The organism is Wolbachia endosymbiont (group A) of Anthophora plumipes, assembly GCF_964028115.1.
Classification (GTDB): Bacteria; Pseudomonadota; Alphaproteobacteria; order Rickettsiales; family Anaplasmataceae; genus Wolbachia.
Genome location: NZ_OZ034756.1, coordinates 276207 through 296705, shown reverse-complemented (window position 1 = coordinate 296705; position 20499 = coordinate 276207). Strand labels below are relative to the sequence as shown.

General features: G+C 35.5%; 25 protein-coding genes, 4 tRNA genes and 1 pseudogene. 19 read left to right on the top strand and 11 right to left on the bottom strand.

All coding sequences use genetic code 11. From position 1 onward, the window contains the following. Nucleotides 1-67 precede the first annotated feature (67 nt). Nucleotides 68-1069 carry a gamma-glutamyl-gamma-aminobutyrate hydrolase family protein gene (locus ABWU75_RS01625; RefSeq protein ID WP_353286931.1) on the bottom strand — a complete coding sequence of 334 codons (1002 nt, stop codon included), beginning with the start codon at nucleotides 1067-1069 and terminating at the stop codon, nucleotides 68-70. Between the two features lie 90 nt (nucleotides 1070-1159). Beyond that, nucleotides 1160-1232, bottom strand: a tRNA-Phe gene (locus tag ABWU75_RS01620). A 79-nt stretch (nucleotides 1233-1311) separates the two neighbouring features. Between ABWU75_RS01620 and coaD the strand changes: the two genes are divergently transcribed. Both coaD and ABWU75_RS01610 read left to right on the top strand, forming a co-directional pair. Continuing rightward, nucleotides 1312-1818, top strand: coding sequence for a pantetheine-phosphate adenylyltransferase (coaD, locus tag ABWU75_RS01615; protein WP_264732168.1), 507 nt, complete (start codon nucleotides 1312-1314; stop codon nucleotides 1816-1818). A 68-nt stretch (nucleotides 1819-1886) separates the two neighbouring features. Then, nucleotides 1887-2078 carry a zinc-finger domain-containing protein gene (locus tag ABWU75_RS01610; RefSeq protein ID WP_006279326.1) on the top strand — a complete coding sequence of 64 codons (192 nt, stop codon included), beginning with the start codon at nucleotides 1887-1889 and terminating at the stop codon, nucleotides 2076-2078. 24 nt (nucleotides 2079-2102) lie between these two features. On the opposite strand, the gene ABWU75_RS01605 is transcribed toward ABWU75_RS01610, so the two are convergent. Together ABWU75_RS01605 and uppS are read right to left on the bottom strand one after the other, a co-directional pair. Beyond that, the gene (locus ABWU75_RS01605; RefSeq protein WP_353286930.1) at nucleotides 2103-2729 is read right to left on the bottom strand and encodes a phosphatidate cytidylyltransferase; all 627 of its coding nucleotides are present in this window, start codon (nucleotides 2727-2729) and stop codon (nucleotides 2103-2105) included. After that, entirely contained in the window at nucleotides 2719-3414 is a 696-nt protein-coding gene (gene uppS / locus ABWU75_RS01600) for a polyprenyl diphosphate synthase (protein ID WP_015589050.1), read from the bottom strand. Before uppS ends, ABWU75_RS01605 begins: the two co-directional genes overlap by 11 nt. A gap of 173 nt (nucleotides 3415-3587) precedes the next feature. On the opposite strand from uppS, the gene ABWU75_RS01595 reads away from it, so the two are divergent. Next, nucleotides 3588-3800: a hypothetical protein gene (locus ABWU75_RS01595; protein WP_265016780.1), complete on the top strand. Its 213-nt coding sequence runs from the start codon at nucleotides 3588-3590 to the stop codon at nucleotides 3798-3800. 124 nt (nucleotides 3801-3924) lie between these two features. Here ABWU75_RS01595 and frr read toward each other — a convergent pair whose 3' ends face one another. The 4 genes from frr to rpsB are packed head-to-tail and all read right to left on the bottom strand — an operon-like array spanning nucleotide 3925 to nucleotide 6924. Further along, nucleotides 3925-4482 (bottom strand): ribosome recycling factor, encoded by a 558-nt coding sequence (frr, locus tag ABWU75_RS01590; RefSeq protein WP_353286929.1) that lies wholly within the window; start codon nucleotides 4480-4482, stop codon nucleotides 3925-3927. Nucleotides 4483-4489: 7 nt separating this feature from the next. Beyond that, on the bottom strand, nucleotides 4490-5224 hold the full coding sequence (gene pyrH, locus ABWU75_RS01585) for a UMP kinase (protein WP_182182811.1): 735 nt from the start codon (nucleotides 5222-5224) through the stop codon (nucleotides 4490-4492). A gap of 10 nt (nucleotides 5225-5234) precedes the next feature. Then, complete coding sequence (tsf, locus tag ABWU75_RS01580) at nucleotides 5235-6095, bottom strand: translation elongation factor Ts (RefSeq protein ID WP_264732175.1); 861 nt, start codon at nucleotides 6093-6095, stop codon at nucleotides 5235-5237. Next, nucleotides 6076-6924, bottom strand: a complete 849-nt coding sequence (gene rpsB / locus ABWU75_RS01575; protein ID WP_341822394.1) for a 30S ribosomal protein S2 — start codon at nucleotides 6922-6924, stop codon at nucleotides 6076-6078. Before rpsB ends, tsf begins: the two co-directional genes overlap by 20 nt. Nucleotides 6925-7115: 191 nt before the next feature. Between rpsB and ABWU75_RS01570 the strand changes: the two genes are divergently transcribed. The 4 genes and pseudogenes from ABWU75_RS01570 to ABWU75_RS05895 form a co-directional block, all read left to right on the top strand. Next, nucleotides 7116-7192 (top strand) — tRNA-Asp (locus tag ABWU75_RS01570). A gap of 137 nt (nucleotides 7193-7329) precedes the next feature. Then, complete coding sequence (gene yajC / locus ABWU75_RS01565) at nucleotides 7330-7776, top strand: preprotein translocase subunit YajC (RefSeq protein ID WP_264732179.1); 447 nt, start codon at nucleotides 7330-7332, stop codon at nucleotides 7774-7776. A 32-nt stretch (nucleotides 7777-7808) separates the two neighbouring features. Further along, nucleotides 7809-9620, top strand: a complete 1812-nt coding sequence (gene glmS / locus ABWU75_RS01560) for a glutamine--fructose-6-phosphate transaminase (isomerizing) (protein ID WP_353286928.1) — start codon at nucleotides 7809-7811, stop codon at nucleotides 9618-9620. A 204-nt stretch (nucleotides 9621-9824) separates the two neighbouring features. Next, nucleotides 9825-9961 (top strand): annotated as a pseudogene (locus ABWU75_RS05895) (IS4 family transposase); the annotation flags it as partial. A gap of 648 nt (nucleotides 9962-10609) precedes the next feature. Here the strand turns inward: ABWU75_RS05895 and ABWU75_RS01555 are convergent. Both ABWU75_RS01555 and ABWU75_RS01550 read right to left on the bottom strand, forming a co-directional pair. Continuing rightward, on the bottom strand, nucleotides 10610-10957 hold the full coding sequence (locus ABWU75_RS01555; protein WP_353286927.1) for a hypothetical protein: 348 nt from the start codon (nucleotides 10955-10957) through the stop codon (nucleotides 10610-10612). A 26-nt stretch (nucleotides 10958-10983) separates the two neighbouring features. Next, complete coding sequence (locus tag ABWU75_RS01550) at nucleotides 10984-12507, bottom strand: ankyrin repeat domain-containing protein (RefSeq protein WP_353286926.1); 1524 nt, start codon at nucleotides 12505-12507, stop codon at nucleotides 10984-10986. A gap of 117 nt (nucleotides 12508-12624) precedes the next feature. Between ABWU75_RS01550 and glpX the strand changes: the two genes are divergently transcribed. Continuing rightward, on the top strand, nucleotides 12625-13542 hold the full coding sequence (gene glpX / locus ABWU75_RS01545; protein ID WP_353287056.1) for a class II fructose-bisphosphatase: 918 nt from the start codon (nucleotides 12625-12627) through the stop codon (nucleotides 13540-13542). Nucleotides 13543-13723: 181 nt separating this feature from the next. On the opposite strand, the gene ABWU75_RS01540 is transcribed toward glpX, so the two are convergent. Then, complete coding sequence (locus tag ABWU75_RS01540) at nucleotides 13724-14224, bottom strand: hypothetical protein (protein ID WP_353286925.1); 501 nt, start codon at nucleotides 14222-14224, stop codon at nucleotides 13724-13726. Nucleotides 14225-14408: 184 nt separating this feature from the next. On the opposite strand from ABWU75_RS01540, the gene carA reads away from it, so the two are divergent. The 11 genes from carA (at nucleotide 14409) to rplV (ending at nucleotide 20461) form a co-directional block, all read left to right on the top strand. Beyond that, the gene (carA, locus tag ABWU75_RS01535) at nucleotides 14409-15500 is read left to right on the top strand and encodes a glutamine-hydrolyzing carbamoyl-phosphate synthase small subunit (protein WP_353286924.1); all 1092 of its coding nucleotides are present in this window, start codon (nucleotides 14409-14411) and stop codon (nucleotides 15498-15500) included. A 114-nt stretch (nucleotides 15501-15614) separates the two neighbouring features. Continuing rightward, nucleotides 15615-15696 (top strand) — tRNA-Tyr (locus ABWU75_RS01530). A 4-nt stretch (nucleotides 15697-15700) separates the two neighbouring features. Next, nucleotides 15701-15771, top strand: a tRNA-Gly gene (locus ABWU75_RS01525). Nucleotides 15772-15850: 79 nt separating this feature from the next. Continuing rightward, entirely contained in the window at nucleotides 15851-17023 is a 1173-nt protein-coding gene (tuf, locus tag ABWU75_RS01520) for an elongation factor Tu (RefSeq protein ID WP_264329094.1), read from the top strand. Nucleotides 17024-17037: 14 nt separating this feature from the next. Then, a complete protein-coding gene (gene rpsJ / locus ABWU75_RS01515) occupies nucleotides 17038-17358 on the top strand; it encodes a 30S ribosomal protein S10 (protein WP_096616846.1) in 321 nt (106 codons plus the stop codon). Nucleotides 17359-17367: 9 nt separating this feature from the next. Further along, nucleotides 17368-18090, top strand: coding sequence for a 50S ribosomal protein L3 (gene rplC / locus ABWU75_RS01510; protein ID WP_353286923.1), 723 nt, complete (start codon nucleotides 17368-17370; stop codon nucleotides 18088-18090). 2 nt (nucleotides 18091-18092) lie between these two features. Then, nucleotides 18093-18707 (top strand): 50S ribosomal protein L4, encoded by a 615-nt coding sequence (gene rplD / locus ABWU75_RS01505; protein ID WP_064124641.1) that lies wholly within the window; start codon nucleotides 18093-18095, stop codon nucleotides 18705-18707. Further along, nucleotides 18704-18991: a 50S ribosomal protein L23 gene (locus ABWU75_RS01500; RefSeq protein WP_064124642.1), complete on the top strand. Its 288-nt coding sequence runs from the start codon at nucleotides 18704-18706 to the stop codon at nucleotides 18989-18991. Before rplD ends, ABWU75_RS01500 begins: the two co-directional genes overlap by 4 nt. A 1-nt stretch (nucleotide 18992) precedes the next feature. Next, nucleotides 18993-19817, top strand: a complete 825-nt coding sequence (gene rplB / locus ABWU75_RS01495) for a 50S ribosomal protein L2 (protein WP_253309089.1) — start codon at nucleotides 18993-18995, stop codon at nucleotides 19815-19817. Nucleotides 19818-19820: 3 nt separating this feature from the next. Further along, nucleotides 19821-20105 carry a 30S ribosomal protein S19 gene (rpsS, locus tag ABWU75_RS01490; protein ID WP_006279181.1) on the top strand — a complete coding sequence of 95 codons (285 nt, stop codon included), beginning with the start codon at nucleotides 19821-19823 and terminating at the stop codon, nucleotides 20103-20105. Nucleotides 20106-20110: 5 nt separating this feature from the next. Then, nucleotides 20111-20461: a 50S ribosomal protein L22 gene (gene rplV / locus ABWU75_RS01485; protein WP_096616838.1), complete on the top strand. Its 351-nt coding sequence runs from the start codon at nucleotides 20111-20113 to the stop codon at nucleotides 20459-20461. Nucleotides 20462-20499: the final 38 nt, after the last annotated feature.

Here is a 20499-nt window from a genome sequence, read left to right as displayed (position 1 = left end):
GCTAACAAGCAGCGGGATGACGAATTTGTCGTTTATCAAATCGTTGGTAAATCTAAAGCTATAGCCATTAAGCACGATAAAGAAAATCATTTATAATCGCTATAGCAACTAGTGTAGACACTTGACGTTCCTTGTGATTTGATAAATAGAGGTTTTTATATGATTTTACAACAAGGGCTTCTGGATGACATTGAAAGTAAATATTACCGTGCTTATCTTCAATAGCCTCTATTACCCCATCACTGGAAAATGCTGCAACTTTATATCCAAGTAACTCCAATTTTCTTCTATTTTCTGGTGTATTACTTACTGCCCCTGAATGAGCATCTGGAAAATATGTTGAAAACCAGCCATTTTCATTAGGTATTAAGAATTTAGCTACTAATTCCGCTAAACGACTGTTTGGAACGATCTTTATCTGCTGGAGAGGTGCATCCTCTTTATGTGGATTAGGTGCTGATTTTAAATGAGATCTTCGCTTCTCTTCATCACTCACAACACTCACTACTTCAATTCCCTTTGCATTCATTATGCCTTCACATATGCCAAGTAAATGAATTGCAGGGTTATCATCCACTATTTTTGCAATTGCTTCAGTAACAAGCTGGCGACAAGGAGTGGGTGCTGAGTGTAAATTATCCGGAATAAATATTCTATTTATTTTGTGCTCTTTAATAAACTTTGCAACTTCAATTTTTATTCGGTCTAATGTCAGCTTCTTTGCCAATGTTTCATCTTGTTTTGCGAGATTAAGTGACTCTGTCTGAATTTTTTTAAGGCTAATTATCTTATTATAATCAATCAGTACAGTCTTAACCCCAAAGTTATTAAACATCTCGTAGATATTTTGAGATAGCCCAAGCTCATGTGCTTCTTCCGTTTTCAACAAACCAACAACTATGTCATTATTTACTGTATTTTCTGCCGTCAAGGCAGTTGACGCTGGTTCTTCTTTTCTGGTTACATGTTGAGATGCCGGTTTTTCACTAACGCCAGCATAAGTAATATTGCTTAATAATAGAACTATAATTAATAAGATGTTAAATACTCTACTATAACATTTATACATATAGTTTACCTTCTCAACACTTATATTAATACCATAACATATTATAGAACGTTTTATAACAAAAAGGCAAATTTGCCAAGAAAGAGAAGGTGGCCTGAGCAGGAATCGAACCAGCGACACAAGGATTTTCAGTCCTTTGCTCTACCAACTGAGCTATCAGGCCAACTGTATACTTTCATTTTTAGATAAAAAATGTTATTATGTCTATCAAAAGTTTTTAAAGTAGTTTATAAAAATAAAGGATGAACATTAATGACAAAATAGGAATCTACCCTGGCACATTTGACCCTATAACTTTTGGGCATATTGACATAATCAAAAGAGCGTGTAAACTAGTCGATAAATTAATAATAGGAGTTGCAGAAAACGTTAATAAGCATGTTGCCTTTGACACAAAGCTACGCACAAGCATGGCTGAAAGTGAAATCAAAGGGCTAGGAATTGATGCAGATGTTATATCTTTTAATGGGTTGCTAGTGAAGTTTGCCAAAGAGCAGAATGCTTCTGTTATTATTAGAGGATTAAGAGCAGTATCGGATTTTGATTACGAGTTTCAAATGAGTTGGGTAAATTATAAACTTCTTCCTGAAATCGAAACCATATTTCTTCCTGCTTCTGAAGATACTCAATTTATCTCATCAAGTTTTGTAAAGGAAATAGCAAGATTAGGAGAAGATGTTAGCAAATTTGTATCAAAAGGCGTTCAAAACGAATTGATTAACCTGAATAGGATAAAAAATGGAGAATAGTGCTTGTTGTTTTTTATTTCTGAATGGGTATATTCAATATATAAAATGTTATAAGCTAAAGGAGTAGCATGTCAAAAGTGAGGGTTAATAATAGAAAAGTTTGTTGTCATGGTGATGAGAATGATGAGGGTTCTGGCCATCCATTAATATATTTAGATATGGGAGAAGAAGAGGAAATAGCCTGCCCTTATTGTGAAAAGACGTTTGTCCATGACTGTACTGTAGAAGCGGTTGGGGAGCTGACTAGGGATGAACTCTAATGGCACTTTATTTCTTCTGCAGACTTAGCTTATGTAAATAGCAAGAAGAGGGGCAGTAAAAATGAAACTATCCATACGATCGAGCACTCCTCCATGGCCAGGTATCATACTTCCACTATCTTTAACACCGTAAGCTCTTTTAACAAGCGACTCAGTGAAATCGCCAAGTTGCGCTAGAATAGCGATTGCAAGGCCAATGATTGGAGAACAAAAAATTGAAAATAGACCAAAAAATATTGATCCAAAAATTGTGCACACTACTCCAGCTAAAATCGCACCAAGAAGTCCTGTCCAAGTTTTTCCAGGGCTAAGAATTGGGCAAATTTTAGCTCCACCAAAATTCTTACCAAATAGGTAGGCAGTAATGTCAATTCCCCAAATGGTTAAGACGAACCATACTAATGCGTATTTTCCCTGTGGTAGGTTATATAAATATATTAATGAGGCGCTTGGTAGTGCAATCAATAATAATGCGAAAACGTATAAAATTTTGTTTCCTTGGGTTAGATTATACCATTCAAAAGAAGATAAAACTGCTATTGAAAAAATCAATAGGTAAAACGATAAATCACTGAAATATGTAGCAAAAGAAAATATGAATAATATTACTATTGAGGACAATATTCTAATTATAAAATTATTATCTACCATATTTTTTCTCTCTTTTTGTATAATCTTCTAATGCTTTGCTCAAATCTTGACAAGAAAAATCAGGCCATAAAGTATCACAAAAATATAATTCAGCATAAGCTGCTTGCCATAATAAAAAGTTGCTTAACCTTTTTTCGCCGCCAGTGCGAATTAATAAATCCAATTTTGGCAGATCTTTAGTATATAGAAATTTTTCAAATTCCTCTTCTGATACATAAGCAATATTTTCTTTTATAATATTGCTTATAGCTTGTGTAATTTCTTGCTTTGCTCCGTAACTGACTGCCACAGTGAGTAATAAACCATCGTTCTTATGTGTCATTTCTTCTGCTTTTTTAATTTGATCCAATATTTTACTGGATAACAGACTTAAATTGCCAATAAAATTCAACTTAATGTTACAGTTGCAAATGAAATTGACTTTATCTTCATTAGTTAAAACGGAGTAAAATAAATCAAATAGACAGTCAGTTTCGTTTTTGGGTCTAAGCCAATTCTCCATAGAGAATGCATACAAAGTTAAGTAGGGTATGGTTAGGTCCGTACAATACTTGGCAATATCGTATGCAACTTCACTGCCCTTTTTATAACCATCAATTTTTACCTTTCCTTGATTGTTCGCCCATCTACCATTACCATCCATAATAATTGCTAAATGTTTCGGTAAAGATTCTTGATTCAACATTTAAAGTTTACCTAAACCACCCGATATCATCTGAGTGCTTAACATATCACTGTACAAAAATAGTGATTTAGTAGCAATCTCTACTTGAAAGGTGTCATCCCAGTAGCCCTTTTTCCTGTCATCCCAGTGCGTGACACTGGGATCTAAGTATAAAAATATTTGCAAATTATGCAATGAACAACAGATTCTTGGGGCATATAATGTCCATGATGAAAATAAGATGTATCCCAGTGTCACGCACTGGGATGACAGGAAAGAGGGAAATGGATAACAGATTCTTAGAGCATATAATGTCCATGATGAAAATAAGATGTATCCCAGTGTTACGCACTGGGATGACAGGGAAAAAAGGCACTGGGATGACAAAAAAGAGGACACTGGAATGACATCATTTACTGTATAATACTGTGCAATATTGCAACGTTCATACAGTTGTGTGTCGACTACCTCCATGACACCTTTGCATATAATTTTTTCTTTTTCACTACTGAAGGTTTCTTTCATATTGCCTTAGTGATGCAATATATCCTTTTCTTTGATGGACAATTCACCATCAATCTTTTTTATATTATCATCAGTAATATTTTGTATTTCCTTCTTAGCACCATGAAAATCATCTTCTGAGATCTCCTTATTTCCCTTCATTTTCTCTATTTCTTCCATAACATCTCTGCGTATATTTCTGATGGCAATCCGCGCATTTTCAGAAAACTGATGCAATAATTTTACTAATTTTTCACGGGTTTCTTGTGTTAAATCCGGAAGAGCTATACGTATGGTATTGCCCTCAACAACAGGATTTAAATTCAAGTTGGCATTTAATATAGCATTTTTCACTTCACCTACAACATTAATATCCCAAACTTTAATTGATAGGGTTTTGTTATCTATAACTGAAACGCCTGCAACCTGATTTAACTTTTGATGTCCACCATAGATATTTACAACTATACCATCAAGCAACGATGCGCTAGCTCTACCAGTGCGTACGCCTTTAATATCATCATGAAAGGACTGAATAGTTTTTAGCATTCTTTCTTTTGTTTTAGCTTTTATTTTATTTAACATAAATTACCTACTGTTTACAATCTGAAACTATAGTATAAGTACCTTGACCCTTAATAATATTGACTATTTTTTCTCCCTTCAAAGAAAAAACTATAATTGGAATAGAATTCTCACGAGCAAGTGAAATTGCTGATGCATCCATAACTTTTAAATCACGAGTCAATAAATCCGTGTAAGAAAGCCTATCATACATTACAGCATCCTCATTTTTTTTCGGATCTGCGGAGTATACACCATTTACTTGTGTACCCTTTAGAATAACATCACAATTCATTTCAACAGCACGTAAGGCTGCAGCTGTATCTGTAGTAAAAAATGGGTTGCCTGTGCCTGCTGCAAAAATTACCACTCTACCTTTTTCTAAATGACGAATAGCTTTCCTTCTTATGTAAGGTTCACATACAGTGGCCATGGGTATTGCAGATAATACCCTAGAAGCTACTAAATTTTTTTCTAAAAAGTTTTGTAAAATTAAAGCATTGATTATAGTTGCAAGCATTCCAATATAATCACTGCTTGCTCTTTCACAGCCACTTAAAGACGCAGATGCGCCACGAAAGATATTACCACCACCAACAACAATACATACCTGAACTCCAAGCCTGTTAACATCAGCTATATCTTTGCATAATTGGCTTATTATTCCCATATCATGGCCAAAAGACTGTGACCCCATCAAAGCTTCACCAGAGATCTTCAATAACACTCTAGAGTATTTTACTTTATCTGCTAAGGAAGACATTTCTTGCCATTTAGTTTGCACTGCCCAAAACAAGTAACTTGTAATCAGATAATTTAATAGCACTCACCTCGCTTGATTTTATAAAATCAGAAACCTTCATTTTATCATCTTTTATGAACTTTTGTTCTAGTAAAACAACTTCTTCATAGTACTTAGCCATTCGTCCATCTACTATTTTTTTTGCTACTTCTTCAGGTTTATTTAAGCTCCTTACTTGCTCTTCAATTATAGAACGTTCATTTTTCAACTTCATTTGATCTAAATCATCTATAGACAAAGCTTCAGGCTTCATAGCAACTATGTGCATCGCTATTTGTTTTCCAATTTCCTGTAACTTTGCCTTATCACCGGGTGATTGCAATGCAACTAAAGCGCCAGTTTTACCTAAACCACGTACATCACCGTGTACATAACCAGCAACAACTCCATCCTTAGTCTCTAGGTAACAAAGCTTGCTCAACTCTAACTTTTCACCAAGAACTGACGTACCATTCATAATAGCTTCCTGCACTGTGCCAATGCTTTCATACTTGGCATTTTTTAACTCATCAACGCTGATACAGCGTTCTTGATGAGCAATTGATGCTAAATTTGAAACTAACTCTATAAATTTCTCATTCCTTGCAACAAAATCGGTTTCGCAATTGAGTTCAACCAATGCACCATAATTTTCAGTCAAACACATAGCAACGAGCCCATCTGAAGCTACTCTATCAGATTTTTTGTCAGCTTTAGCAAGACCTATTGTACGCAACTTATCAACGGCTTTCTTGATGTCACCATCACATTCTTCTAATGCTTTTTTACAGTCACTTAAGCCAAGCCCTGTCCTATCACGTAATTCCCTTATATTATCTGGATTCATCTTCATTTGTTACTACCTCCCTTTCTTCTTCTTTGTAAACTTTACTACGTTTCCTTTTAGTTTGCACAATACTATCTTCTTTTTCTTGAATAAACTCATCACCTTTTATATTATCAATCTTAACTCCAGATCTTGCTAGACTAGACTCTATTCCAGCTAATATAGAGTCGGTAGCTAATTTACAATAGAGCTCTATTGATTTTCTTGAGTCATCATTTCCAGGTATTAGATAAGTAATATCATCTGGATCAGAATTAGTATCAAGTATTGCAACTATTGGAATTCCTAACTTTTTAGCCTCCTTAACCGCAATATGCTCTTTATTAGTATCAATGATGAATAAGATATCAGGAATTGCTCCCATTTCTCTAATACCACCAAGCGCCTTATCAAGCTTTTGCTTTTTCTTTTCAATGTTCCCCAATTCTTTCTTTGTTAAAATGCTATCCTCGTCATTTAATATTTTCTCATATTGCATCAAGGTTTTTATCGAAGAAGAAACAGTGCCCCAATTAGTAAGCATACCACCAAGCCATCGATGATTCACATAATATTGACCACAACGAATCGCTTCACTTGCAATAATATCAAAAGCTTGAAACTTTGTACCAACAAATAGAATGCGACCACCTTGAGATGCAACGTCATATAAAGCCTTCATGGCCACCTGTAGCAATGGTAATGTTTTTCGCAAGTCAATTATATGTATACGATTTTCTTGATGCACTCCATATATGTATGGAGCCATTTTTGCGTTCCAGCGACTAATTTTGTGACCAAAGTGTACACCAGATTCGGCTAAATCACGCACAGTGACTTCAGGCAAATTTGTCATATATCATTCCTCCAAATAGTTTATCTTCCATGGCATAACCCTAATGGGACTACTTGTACAAGCCATGTGTGAAATTAAATTATTTACATAGTAATAGAAAAGACAGCAAAGCGCAAACAAAAAATATTGACAAAGGGCAACATGTTTATTAGCTTTAAAGTCGAAGCCCGAAAACGCTAAAAAGAAATTAGGGGGGTGTAGCTCAGTTGGTTAGAGCGCATGCCTGTCACGCATGAGGTCGTGAGTTCAAGTCTCATCACTCCCGCCATAGTGGTTTTAGCATAATCTAAAATCCGCAATATTATTGCCGTTATTTAGAAACGTTTTCACCAGACTTGACATGGCATGGTATTGTAATTAATACTTAAATAGGTTTGTTTTTATCATTAACAATTAGGATTAAATATGCTCATTTCTGAAGTTTTTGCAGCAGATGCAACTAGCAATGCATCAAGTATCGGCGCATCTTTTGCTAGTTTTATTCCATTGATTTTAATATTTGTGGTATTTTATTTTCTCATTATTCGCCCAAACCACAAAAAACTAAAAGAACATAGAAAAATTATAGATCAAATAAAACGTGGTGATACAGTCATTACTTCTGGCGGGATAATAGGTGAAGTTAATAAAGTTGATGAGGCAAATGCACAATTTATAATAGAAATAGCACCAAAAGTTGAGGTGAAAGTCCTAAAGTCCGCTATATCTGAAGTTTTAAACAAAGAAACTCAAAAAGTGGAAGCTAAACCAATTGAAAAAGGCAAAATCGAAAAGAGTGATAAAAAGAATAAAAATCAACCACCAGAGGAAAGTAAAAAGGGAAAAGATGATAAAGGCAAAAATGCTGCATAACTTTAAAAGAAAGTTCATTTGGTGATCCATTTGTGTGCGGAATATTTGGTGTAGTAAGTAGCGGTGATTCAGTAATACCAACTTTACTAACTGGGTTGCAAAAATTGGAATATAGGGGATATGATTCCTCAGGTATAGCAATCATAAATAACGAAGGCGAGATAGAAGTCAAAAAATCAGAAGGTAAAGTTAAAAGATTGTATGAAGTTGTTGATGAAAGCAAGATGTCTCACAGTACAGTTGGTATAGCACATACTCGCTGGGCTACACATGGAGTTCCAGGCCTTAAAAATGCTCATCCCATTCATACAAATAATGTTGTTGTTGCTCATAACGGCATAATTGAGAATTACAATCTGCTAAAAAAGGGTCTAGAAGAAAGGGGAATGTTATTCCATACTGATACTGACACAGAGATCATACCAAATATGCTAACCTTATATCTGGATGAAGGATTGTCGCCAGTTGATTCTCTATTTAAGTGTTTAAACAACTTACATGGCTCATTTGCCTTGGTCTTATTATTTGCAGAATATCCAGATGCCTTATTTGTTGCGAAGAGAAATTTGCCTTTAGCAATAGGCTATAACTGTAACACAGTGTTTGCTGCATCTGACTCTAATGCTTTAAGTGCATTTGTGGAAAGAATATCGTATTTGGAAGATGGTGACATTGCAGTGATAAAATCTAGTGGAGTTAGTATATACAACAATGGTACACAAGTTAAACGTAGTATAGAAAATAGTAGTCCAAGTGATTTTCTAATTAGCAAAAATGGGTATCCTAGCTTCATGTTAAAAGAGATTTTTGAGCAACCGTGTGCATTAAACAAAACAATAAATCAATTTTACAAGCAATATAAAGAGGTCAACAAAAAATTGTTTTCTGAGCGGAGTTACATTACTATAGTTGGATGCGGGTCATCTTATTTTGCCGGGCTAATAGCAAAATATTGGCTGGAAAGTGTCGCTCAAGTTCGAGTATATCTAGAAATCTCATCAGAATTTAGGTATAGCAACGTCAAGCTAGAAGAAGGCAGCATTGGGTTATTCATCTCTCAATCTGGCGAAACTGCAGATACCATAGAAGCGCTGCGTTATGCGAAATCACAGAAGCAAACAATCATTAGTATAACTAACACATTTAACAGCAGCATTGAAAAGATCTCAGATATTGTGTTACATACTCTTGCTGGGCCAGAAATTGGTGTTGCTTCAACAAAAACCTTTTCTGCGCAACTTGCAACTTTAGCATGCTTTGCCGTGGAGCTTGGAAAAATAAAAGGTATACTGGGTGGAGAGAGAATAAAACAGCTAAGCAGTGCTATCAATTCTATTCCCGAGTATGTTGAGCACGTTTTGAATGTGATGCAAATACGACATATATCGGGCAGTATATTAGAACACAATAACGTTATTTTAATCGGCAGAGGAAGTTCATACGGAGTTGCAATGGAAGGCGCATTGAAGATAAAAGAGCTTTCATACATTAATACCATTGGCATTGCAGCGGGAGAAATGAAGCACGGTTCTATTGCTTTAATAGACTCTACTGTGCTTGTTATAGCAATTATCCCTTATGATAGTTTATTCTTTAAAACGCTATCTAATATACAAGAGATTATTGCAAGAAAAGGCAAAGTAATTGCCTTCAGTGATAAGCAAGGAGCGCCATTCCTAAGGGGAGTTTGCGCAGATGTGGTGCAACTTCCAGACACTGATAATTTTATCTCTCCTATCATCTATAGTGTTGCTATGCAATTCCTTGCTTACTATACTGCAGCAAAAAAAGGGTTAGATGCCGATTGTCCAAGAAATTTAGCTAAGTCTGTCACGGTTGAGTAGTCCATTTAAAGTTAAAGCTAGACTTCTAATTAAGGTAACCGTTCACTCAATGGCGTCAACTTAAGGAAAAATGTCTGCGATTGTGTGTAAAATTTCTCTCTAAAATTTTTACCATTAAATTACCCAAAAGCTGCAATAAACAGCACTTTTATTTCTGTTTTATTTCAACAAAGAAGTCTAAAATGTGTCCTTTTTAGGTGAAACATGCAAAAAGGGAAAAATCTTATTTTACAAATTAAAAATACAATATACTCGAAAACTTTTCAGAAGATCCATTGTGTTGGAAAAAAAGTTTCACACGCACAAGAAAACTTCCTTTTACGACAGTATTAGACTTCCTGCATAACCAATAACGAACTTTTATTGGGAATAGAGACGAAAAAACCTACTTGACAAACTCCGCCAGCCCCCCTTATCATGAGTATTGAAGGTATTCATTTATCTTCAATCTGTGCAGATTAAACGACAACAGTATTACGTAATTGGCGTCTTATTTTTAATTTTTTGTACTATGCGCACCTTATGTCTTCACAACATTTCTAGCTATATAAGCTGAAACGCGCTTATAAAGCGTTTAAGACAGTATAGAACGCCAATTTGCAGGATTAGAGAGTGACAACTAGCTAACATGGGATTTCTTTTGCCTTTTTTTCTGCTTAGTAAATTTCTTAAACATTTAAACTAAGGTGAGTTGCATTTAAAAGCAGCTGAGTCGCGGTTATTAGACGTTTAAAACATAAAAAAACGCCAATGTTTTTAAATAGATATTAACCGGGGTTTCTTTTGCCTTTTTTTTCATTTGGTAAATTTCTTAAATGTTTATGGCTAAAGTAATTTAGGCCTACCGACAACCGTCATCCCGCTACGTGTTAGCGGGATCTATGCTAAGATACCGTGAATGAATCGCGGTATGACGTAGGGCTGTGCTAGTATAGATCCCAGTTTTAGCTACTCGGATGACACCCTTCCTAGTGGAGATTTTTCTCAAATCACAATGTTTGTGCAGTTTTTGGACTCACGTGTTCAACTTTTGGACTCACGTGTTCAACTTTATTTTTTTCCATTTCTCTATAGCTTGGTAATGTAGAATTTTTTACATGTAATCCGATATATGTTGCAACCAAAGCAGCTATAACACCACAAACCACCGCACCAGCCGCAAATGGAACCATTACAGCAGCAGCAATGAATAATCCCGTAATAACAACTCCAACAACATCTTTTGTTAATGAGGTGTAAAAATTTTCCTTGCTTTCTTTATATTTAGCTTCTTTTTCATTTGGCACAGAAAATTGAGCATTTGTGAGGTTGCTAGACTTATCATTACCGCTTGACATAGCGGGTGTGCCGGCGTTTGTTGATACTACAGGAGATACTGGTTATTACTAACACTCCTACCGTTACCACTATTTGGTACAGTAGTTGGATTTGTTTCCTTTGTTAATATAGGAGACACTGTTGCCGTAGGTTTATTACTAATATTTTTGTTAGGTTCTGTTCTATTTTCTTCTACGCTTGGCGTAGTAACAACCTGGTCAGTTCCTGTTACTACAGGTGTTTCATCCTTGTTTACTGCTGATGCGCGTGTTTCTTGATCGTTCTGTATTAGCACTGTCGCTGCTACAGAATTCTTTTCTGCAAAAGCAGTGCAGAATGCATCATCTTTTAATTGTTGGTATAATCTGTACAATTCATCTTCAGGATTTAACTTTGATTGCTCTGCATTAATATTTCGCAGTAGCGTGCCTAGAATCTCAGCATTACTGTTATCAGTATAATGAACAACAGAGCATAATATAGATTTGTCTTCTTCAATTTTGCTAACGTAATACCTTCCTTCTTGACCGATTGCATTGATGATGGTCATTCCATTTTGTAAGAGAAATTTTATAACGTTCAAATTTTGATCTTTAATTGCATATTCTAGTACAGCATTTTTTTCACATTTGCTCTGAAGATTAATTCCCTTCCTTTTTAACCTTTTTTGCAAATCTTCAAAACTAGTAACTGTGCTATCCTGTTTTGTAACCCTATCTATATCAAGACACAGATTCCTAATGTCATCATTACTTAGCGTGAGACCAGTGCTTGTATTACTGACATTGGACTCCGCTCCATCAGGTGTGTTTTGCTTCTCTTTTTTGTTTATTGCTGATCTAAGTAGTGCAATTATTACATAATTTGAGAGGTATTTACAGTGATCAGAATTGTTGAAGTCCACTTTAAATTCAGAATCTATCTCAAGTGATGATTTACTTTCTTTAATCATTTCTAAAAGACTCCTTATACCATTTGCTGGTATACCTGTCATATGCTTTAAAAGCAACCTAACCTTTGGTAGATCACCATCTATGGAAGCATTACTCAGAGCATCAACCTTTTCTCCTTCAGTAAATCTCTTATTATCTAAAAGCACCTTCATAATGTCAATGTTCTCATTACAAGAAGCTGTGTTGAGAGCCTCCAGTATTTTCGCATGATCTATGTAATCTAAAAACGGCTCAAACTCTTGAACATTGCCTTGAATAATAGCACTATTTAAAGCACTAATTTTTTCTTCTTCTTCAAACTTACCACTATTCAAAAGTATCCTTACAACGTCAGCTTGTTTATTTATTGCAGCTGTACCCAACACAGTTCTGGAAGCAGTATCTTTAAAATCGATTCCAATGTTTAAATTTGTGAACAACTCAACAATCTTTAGAAATATACTGCGATCGCCGATAATACTAGGCCCTTCTGAACGGACAGCATAATAAAGCAAAGTCCAACCATTTTGATCTATTATTTCTTTATCTATTTTCTCCTTTTTGAGTTCCTTATCAAACTCCTCAGCAGTTATATCAGGATTTTGAGTTACAATTTCCTTTATCTTTTCATAAGTCATGTCAAATTTTACCACTATTACTATCTAATTTATTATGCAACTTTCCCACAACCAGTCAAGACATATTGCAGTTTCAAGTAGCATGATATATATTGAATATAGTTCTTAAAGCAAATGATGGAAGATTTAGCCTATAAATTAGTTAAAGTGACCGAAGCTGCAGCACTTGCTGCATATAAACTAGCAGGCTTCGGCGATGAAAAAAGGGCTGATCAGGTTGCAGTTGATGCAATGCGTACAGTATTAAATTCAATGGAAATAAATGGTACTATCGTAATTGGTGAAGGTGAGAGAGATTCAGCACCAATGCTATATATTGGCGAGAAGGTTGGCACTGGAAATGGTCCTGAAATCGACATTGCTGTTGACCCACTTGAGGGTACCACAATTTGCGCTCACTACAAACAGGGGGCAATGTCCGTTCTTGCTGCAACGAAAAAAGGTGATTTTTTACACGCACCTGATGTTTATATGGAAAAGATAGCAGTAGGAAAAAATCTCCCAGAGGGTGTAGTCTCACTAAAAAATAGCATTGAAAAGAATCTAGACAATTTAGCCAAGGCAAAAGGATGTAAAGTAAATGATCTTACAGTAACTGTACTTAACCGTGAAAGGCATGATGAATTAATAGTGAAAATCAGGAAGTTAGGAGCAAAAGTTAAACTAATAGATGATGGTGATGTTGCGGCCGTAGTTTCACTAGTAAATGGCAATCATGATATGTATATCGGCATAGGAGGAGCACCAGAAGGGGTGCTTTCGGCTGCAGCGCTAAGTTCAATCGGTGGACAGATGGAGGGAAGATTAATATTTGACACGGATCAGTTAAGAGAAAGAGCAAAAAGTCTGAATATTGATGACCCAGAAAAAATCTACACCGTAAAAGACATGGCAAGAGGTGAATCAGTGTTCATTGCAGCTGGAGTAACAAGCGGAGAACTTGTGGATGGAGTTGAATTTAGTCATAACGTCTGTTCAACTAGTTCTTTAATAATTCTACCTAACAAGCTGATAAAGGTGCAAGTTATAAGTTAGGTTAATTATTTTTCAATATATGATGTAAGAGTTAAAGGGAGTGTTAAAATGTTAGATTCATTTTCTCAAGAAAAACTAATTGTACAAGAAGTTCCTCAAGACCGACATAAAAAGAAGGCTGAACCCTTTTCAAAACCTTCTATCTATTGTTTCTTAAACCACTCTGCTGAACGGAGACAGTTTAGGCTGTTATGCCTGGCGGCTTTGTTGGAATAAGTTTTTCAACATTGCTAACAATAAAATTGATTGTATCGTTAGCTACCTTATCGAATTTATCATTTATCTCTTTTCCTATTTTTTCATTTTTAACATATTCGTGTAGAGCTAAAGCAGTTATAGCTGCACATGCTGCAATTAAGCCAGTTTTTGCTATAATGAGCATTGATAATCCTCCTGCAAATATAAATGTTAATCCAATAGCTAGGTTTATAATTTTACTTTGTGTTGTTTGTTGTGCTGCCTGATTCTGATCTACTTTTTCTTTTTCAAGAGCGTTTGATATTGTTTTTGAGAAAATTTTTACCGCGATTGTTGCAATTGCGATCATAGCTAATCCTATGGCTATTTTTGCTAAGAGAAAAAATGATGGGAACACCATCGCAAAGAATAGTAAGCCAGCTCCTACAATTAGTAACTTATTTTTAGGTTGGATTTCATTTGATATAATAAACCTCCATTTCATAACTGCCGGAGTATACCTAATATAAAATACGGAGATAGTCAACATATTTTATGAAAGGGCACGTTAAAAGTTTTTTTTCATGTTGTTCTTCGCCGCCTCGTGGTTAAATTTGGAATTTTAGAAAGAGTTACGTATTATTTGAAATTCTTGTATACTGTTTTGAATCAGTTAAATAGATAATGAAGTGCAGGACGCAGTTTTAATTTTACAAGATGGCAAGTGCTTTTGGGGAAAATCAGTAGGTAAAAAAGGCAAGTGCATAGGTGAGGTCTGTTTTACCACTGGTATGACCGGTTATCAGCATACTATAACTGATCCTTCTTTTGCTGATCAAATTATAACATTCACTTTTCCTCATATTGGTAACATTGGAATAAACCATAAAGATAATGAAGGAGAGAAAATTTTTGCAAGTGGTGTGGTTATGCGTGAACTTTCTTCTATGTCCCACCCTTCTTCATATATCAGTTTAAATGATTGGTTAGAGAAAAATAACGTGGTTGGGATATCAGGAATTGATACTAGAGCTTTAACGAGACATTTGAGAAAACATGGATCTCAAAGTGGAATGATATGCCCGTCAAGCGAGACGCATGTGTTGGACAAATTGAAGGAATACAAATCTGTAAATGGGATAGAAATAACCAATAAAGTCAGCTTGCATAGTAATTTTAAAAGTGACCTTAATGCAAAATATAGGGTTGTAATCGTTGATTTTGGCGTAAAAATCAGTATAGTTTCACGCTTAATAGAACTTGGTTGTACAGCTGAATTAATCAGACCAAGCACAGGTTTTGCTCAAAAAGTGTTGAGTATGAATCCAGATGGTATAGTGCTTTCAAATGGTCCTGGTGATCCGCAAGAAATAGGAGAAAGTGTAGTTTCAGAGATAGACATTATTATAAAATCTAAAATACCAATTTTTGGCATATGCATGGGTCATCAATTACTTGCGATTACTTTGGGAGCAAAGACCATCAAGATGGATATTGGTCACCGAGGGAGTAACCATCCAGTTTATGATGTAATTAGTGGAAAAGTTGAGATCACTAGCCAAAATCATGGTTTTGTTGTTGATTCAGCTTCTCTTCCAAGTAATGTTGAAATTACTCACATTTCTCTATTTGATAATAGTGTAGAGGGGATAATGATGAAGGATTACTTAGTCTTTTCTGTGCAATATCATCCAGAAGAAGCGCCAGGTACGCATGATTCGCATTATTTATTTAGACGTTTTATTGGCAATATTGTGTTGTATAAAATGAAATCTGCATGATTTTAATCAGGGTAGGTTTTATTGCTTGATTTTTTAATTTTAGGCGTTTAGTATTAAATACAATAAAAGCTTGAGTTAAGGTACTAAAATAGCGTTCTCTTAACAAATTTTTGTGGAGGAGTGACCGAGTGGTTAAAGGTAACAGACTGTAAATCTGTCCGCATTGCGTACGTAGGTTCGAACCCTACCTCCTCCATTGTGCGGGTATAGCTCAATGGTAGAGCTCTAGCCTTCCAAGCTAGTGACGTGGGTTCGATTCCCACTATCCGCTCTTTTTTTTTGTTGTATTTTTATAAAATCAACATATTATTTATTGATGTATTTGTATTTTAGGTAGAAAAGTTTAAATTATGACAGCAGTAGTGGAAGCATTTGGAAAGCCGCATGTAAATGTGGGAACAATAGGACATGTGGATCATGGGAAGACAACGTTAACAGCGGCGATAACAAAGCATTATGGAAATTTTGTAGCGTACGATCAGATAGATAAGGCGCCAGAAGAAAGGAAAAGGGGGATAACGATAGCAACAGCGCATGTTGAGTATCAGACGGAAAAAAGGCATTATGCACACGTTGATTGTCCTGGACATGCTGACTATGTAAAGAACATGATAGTAGGTGCAGCACAGATGGATGCGGCGATATTGGTAGTGTCGGGGGTTGATGGGCCAATGCCACAAACGAGAGAGCATATATTGCTAGCGAAGCAGGTAGGTGTTGGATATATCGTGGTGTATATAAATAAAGCTGATGTTGCTGACGCTGATATGATAGATTTGGTAGAAATGGAAGTGAGGGAATTGCTGAATAAATACGGATTTCCAGGGGATGAAGTGCCTGTGGTAGTGGGGTCTGCATTGAAAGCGCTGGAGGATGACAGTAGCGAATATGGAAAGAAATCAATAGATAAATTGATGGAAAAGTTAGATGAGTATGTGGCGGTTCCACCAAGGCCTGTGGATTTACCATTTTTATTGCCAATCGAGGATGTATTTTCGATATCGGGGCGAGGAACGGTGGTAACAGGAAGGATAGAGAAGGGAGAGATAAAGACGGGAGAAGAGATAGAGATAATAGGTCTGAAAGCGACGCAAAAGACGATATGCACAGGTGTAGAAATGTTTAAGAAGTTGCTGGATAAGGGGAGTGCAGGACTCAATGTAGGAATATTGTTAAGAGGAACAAAAAGAGAAGAAGTGGAGAGAGGGCAAGTATTAGCAAAACCGGGGACGATAACGCCGCATAGAAAGTTTAGGGCGGAGGTTTATATATTAAAGAAAGAGGAAGGAGGAAGGCATACACCATTTTTTGCGAATTACCAGCCACAGTTTTATTTAAGGACAACGGATGTAACCGGGAGCATAAAATTGCTAGATGGGAAGGAGATGGTAATGCCAGGAGATAATGTGAGTGTAGAAGTAGAATTGCAAGTACCGATAGCAATGGATAAGGGATTGCGTTTTGCGATAAGAGAAGGCGGTAGAACTGTTGGTTCTGGTGTTGTTTCTGAAATTTTGGAGTGAGAGTAGTAACTAAGATGAAGCAAGATATATATATTAACATTAAGGCTTTCGATTGTTCTTTATTGGAGGAGTGTGTTCGAAAATTTGTTGATGAATTAAAGCGGTCCAATGCAAAATTATCTGGTCCGATTGCGTTGCCAAGAAAAGATTCTAAATTTATTGTTAATAGATCTCCTCACGTTGATAAAAAATCTCGTGAACAGTTTGAAATGAGAACTTCTAGGCGTTTGATTGTTTTACATGATCTTACTCCTACTATGATGCAGATGCTTACAGGTTTATCTTTTTCTGCTGGCGTAGAAGTGGATTTAAAAGTCAAGGAAGTTAAGGTTTAGGAGAAGGAAATGAAGAGAATAAATTCACTGAGGAGAATTGGTTTACTAATGATGAATATTGGTCATACTGCTATGTATTCTGACAATAGTCGCATGGCTGTAACTTTATTGCATCTCAGCGAAACTCATATTGTTGATATAAAAGGACAAGATAAATGTGGCTATAATTCAGTCATTTTGGGCACAGGAGATTTTAAAAATATAGCAAAACCTCAGTTGGAATATTTAAAGAAAAAGGGTATAAATAATAAATGTAAGTTATACGAAAGTAGATTAAATGACCTGTCGGGAATAGAATGTGGTAAAAAAGTGGGAATCAATCATTTTGTGGTTGGTCAATATCTTGATATTACGGGTTATTCTATAGGTAAAGGATTTGCTGGTGTAATGAAGCGGCATAACTTCAGTGGGCTTAGGGCATCTCATGGTGTTTCTATTGCTCACAGATCACAAGGTTCCACTGGTCAATGTCAGGATCCTGGTAGAGTATTCAAAGGAAAGAAAATGGCTGGTCATTTAGGTAACAGCAGAATAACTGTACAAAATATGAAGATATTATCCATTGATCATGAAAATAGTATAATTGCTGTGAAGGGTAATAATGTTCCTGGGTTTAAAAATTCCTATGTTTTTGTAAGAGATGCAGTTAAAAAATCTTTACATAAAGATGTTCCTTTTCCGGTAGGTTTACTGTTAGATGTAAATGATGATGCTAGTAATTTGGTAAGTTAGTTATGGAATGTAATTTAGTTAATCTATCTAATAATAATGTAGGTACTGCTCAGCTCAATCCTTTGATATTTTCTGCTAAGCAAAAATTGAGTATTTTGCATGATATAGTGAGATGGCAATTAGCGAAGAGAAGAGCTGGTACTCATAAAACAAAAGGTATCAGTGATGTCTCTGGTACAACAGCTAAACCTTATGGTCAAAAACGTACCGGTAGGGCAAGACAAGGGAGCTTGCGATCTCCTCAATTTAGAGGTGGTGGGATTATTTTCGGCCCTGTTGTGAGGAGTCATACTTATTCTCTTAATAAGAAGGTACGCAAATTTGGTTTAAAAATTGCTTTATCTCTAAAGTATTTAAATAATCAAGTGATTATTCTGGATAATTTAAATATTGATGTGAAGAAAACGTCTGAAATGTGTAAATGTATTAAAAATTTTAAATTTTCTTCCTTTTTGATAGTTGGTGATTATGGAGATGATTTGTTGCGTGCTGTTAGAAACTTGCATTATGTAGACTTAATCAAACCTATTGGGTTAAATGTCTTTGATATATTGAATCACGAATGCGTGATGTTGACAAAGGATACTTTAAAGCATCTTGAAGGTAGATTGTTATGATCAAATATAATAATATAATAAAATCTCCTATAATTACAGAAAAGGCCTCTTTTTTGAGGGAGAAGTTTAATAAATATTCTTTGTATGTTTTTGTAAATGTAAATAAGCGTCAAATAAAGTTGGCAATAGAGTCTCTATTTGATGTTAAAATTTCTTCTATAAATGTTGTTAGAATTAAGCCTAAATATAGGCGTTTCAGGGGTGTGATTGGTTGTGAAAAACAGAAAAAGAAAGTTTATTTTTCTTTGATAGATGGTCAAAAATTAGATATAATGAGCGTTTAATATGGGTATGAAATTTTTTAATCCTGTTACTCCGTCTTCTCGTGGGACTGTGTTAGTAAGTAAAGTTGGTTTATCAAAAGATGAGCCAGAAAAGTCTCTTACATCCGGTAAAAAGTCCAGTGGTGGAAGAAATAATTATGGTAGAATTACAACTCGTCATAGGGGTGGTGGTCACAAAAAGAAGTATAGAGTTATAGATTTTAAGCGTAATAGAAGTGGTCAGGGTATAGTTGAAAAAATAGAGTATGATCCAAATAGAAGTGGGTTTTTAGCGTTAATATCATATAAGGAAGATGATATTAAGTCTTATATATTAGCTCCTCAAGGTATGAAGCCTGGTGATATTGTTACAGCTGGAAATGATGCTGATATTTTGCCAGGTAATTGTTTGCTACTCAAGTATATACCTGTTGGTTCTTTCGTTCATAATGTTGAGCTGAAGCCAGGTAATGGTGCTGCGATTGCTAGAGCTGCTGGTTGTTATGCGCAAATCGTTGGTCGTGATGGCCAATATGTTTTATTACGACTCAGGTCTGGTCAAATTAGGTTGATTTTATCTTCTTGCAAGGCTACTATTGGTGTAGTATCTAACCCTGACCATAAGAATAGAAAGCTGGGTAAAGCTGGAAGAAGTAGGTGGCTTGGAATTAGACCTACTGTGCGTGGGGTTGCAATGAATCCGGTTGACCATCCTCATGGAGGTGGGGAAGGAAAAACCTCTGGTGGTCGTCATCCTGTTACTCCTTGGGGTGTTGCAACAAAAGGAAAGAAAACTCGGAGGAAAAATAAATCTAGTGATAAGTATATAAAACAATTGAAAGGTTAGTTTATGAGTAGATCTGCGTGGAAGCCTCCTTTTTGTCATCCTTCTATATTAAAGTCGGTGAATAATGCTTTAAACAAGGGGTTTGTTAACATGGCTATAAAAGTTCATTCCAGGGCTTCTGTAATTCTTCCTAATTGTTTAGGTTTAAAGTTTGCTGTTTATAATGGTAAGGATTACATTCCTGTTAATGTTAATGATCAGAATATGATAGGTCATAAGTTTGGTGAATTTTCGCCCACTCGTAAATTTACTGGGCATAGTGGTGATAAAAAGGCGACAAGAAGGTAATTGATATGAAAAACAGAGATGTAATAGTTAAAGCTGGTTCTAGGGTTTTAAAATCAACTCCTCGTAAATTGAATTTGGTTGCTGGTTTAGTACGTAATAAAAAAGTTTCTTTTGCCACTGTGCAATTAAGATTTTGTGAAAAGAAAGCTGCGGGTCTTATAAGGAAGGTATTAAATTCTGCGATTGCTAATGCTCAATATAATTATGGATTGGATATCGATAATTTATATATAAAAGAAATTTCAATAGGTAAGTCTCTTACTTTGCGTAGGGTATGTCCAAAAGCTATGGGTAGAGCTAATAGAGTTAGTAAACGTTATAGTAATATAACTGTAAAATTGGGAGAAATTATATGATTCATAAAAATAGAAAATTAATAAGGAAAGTGCAAAAG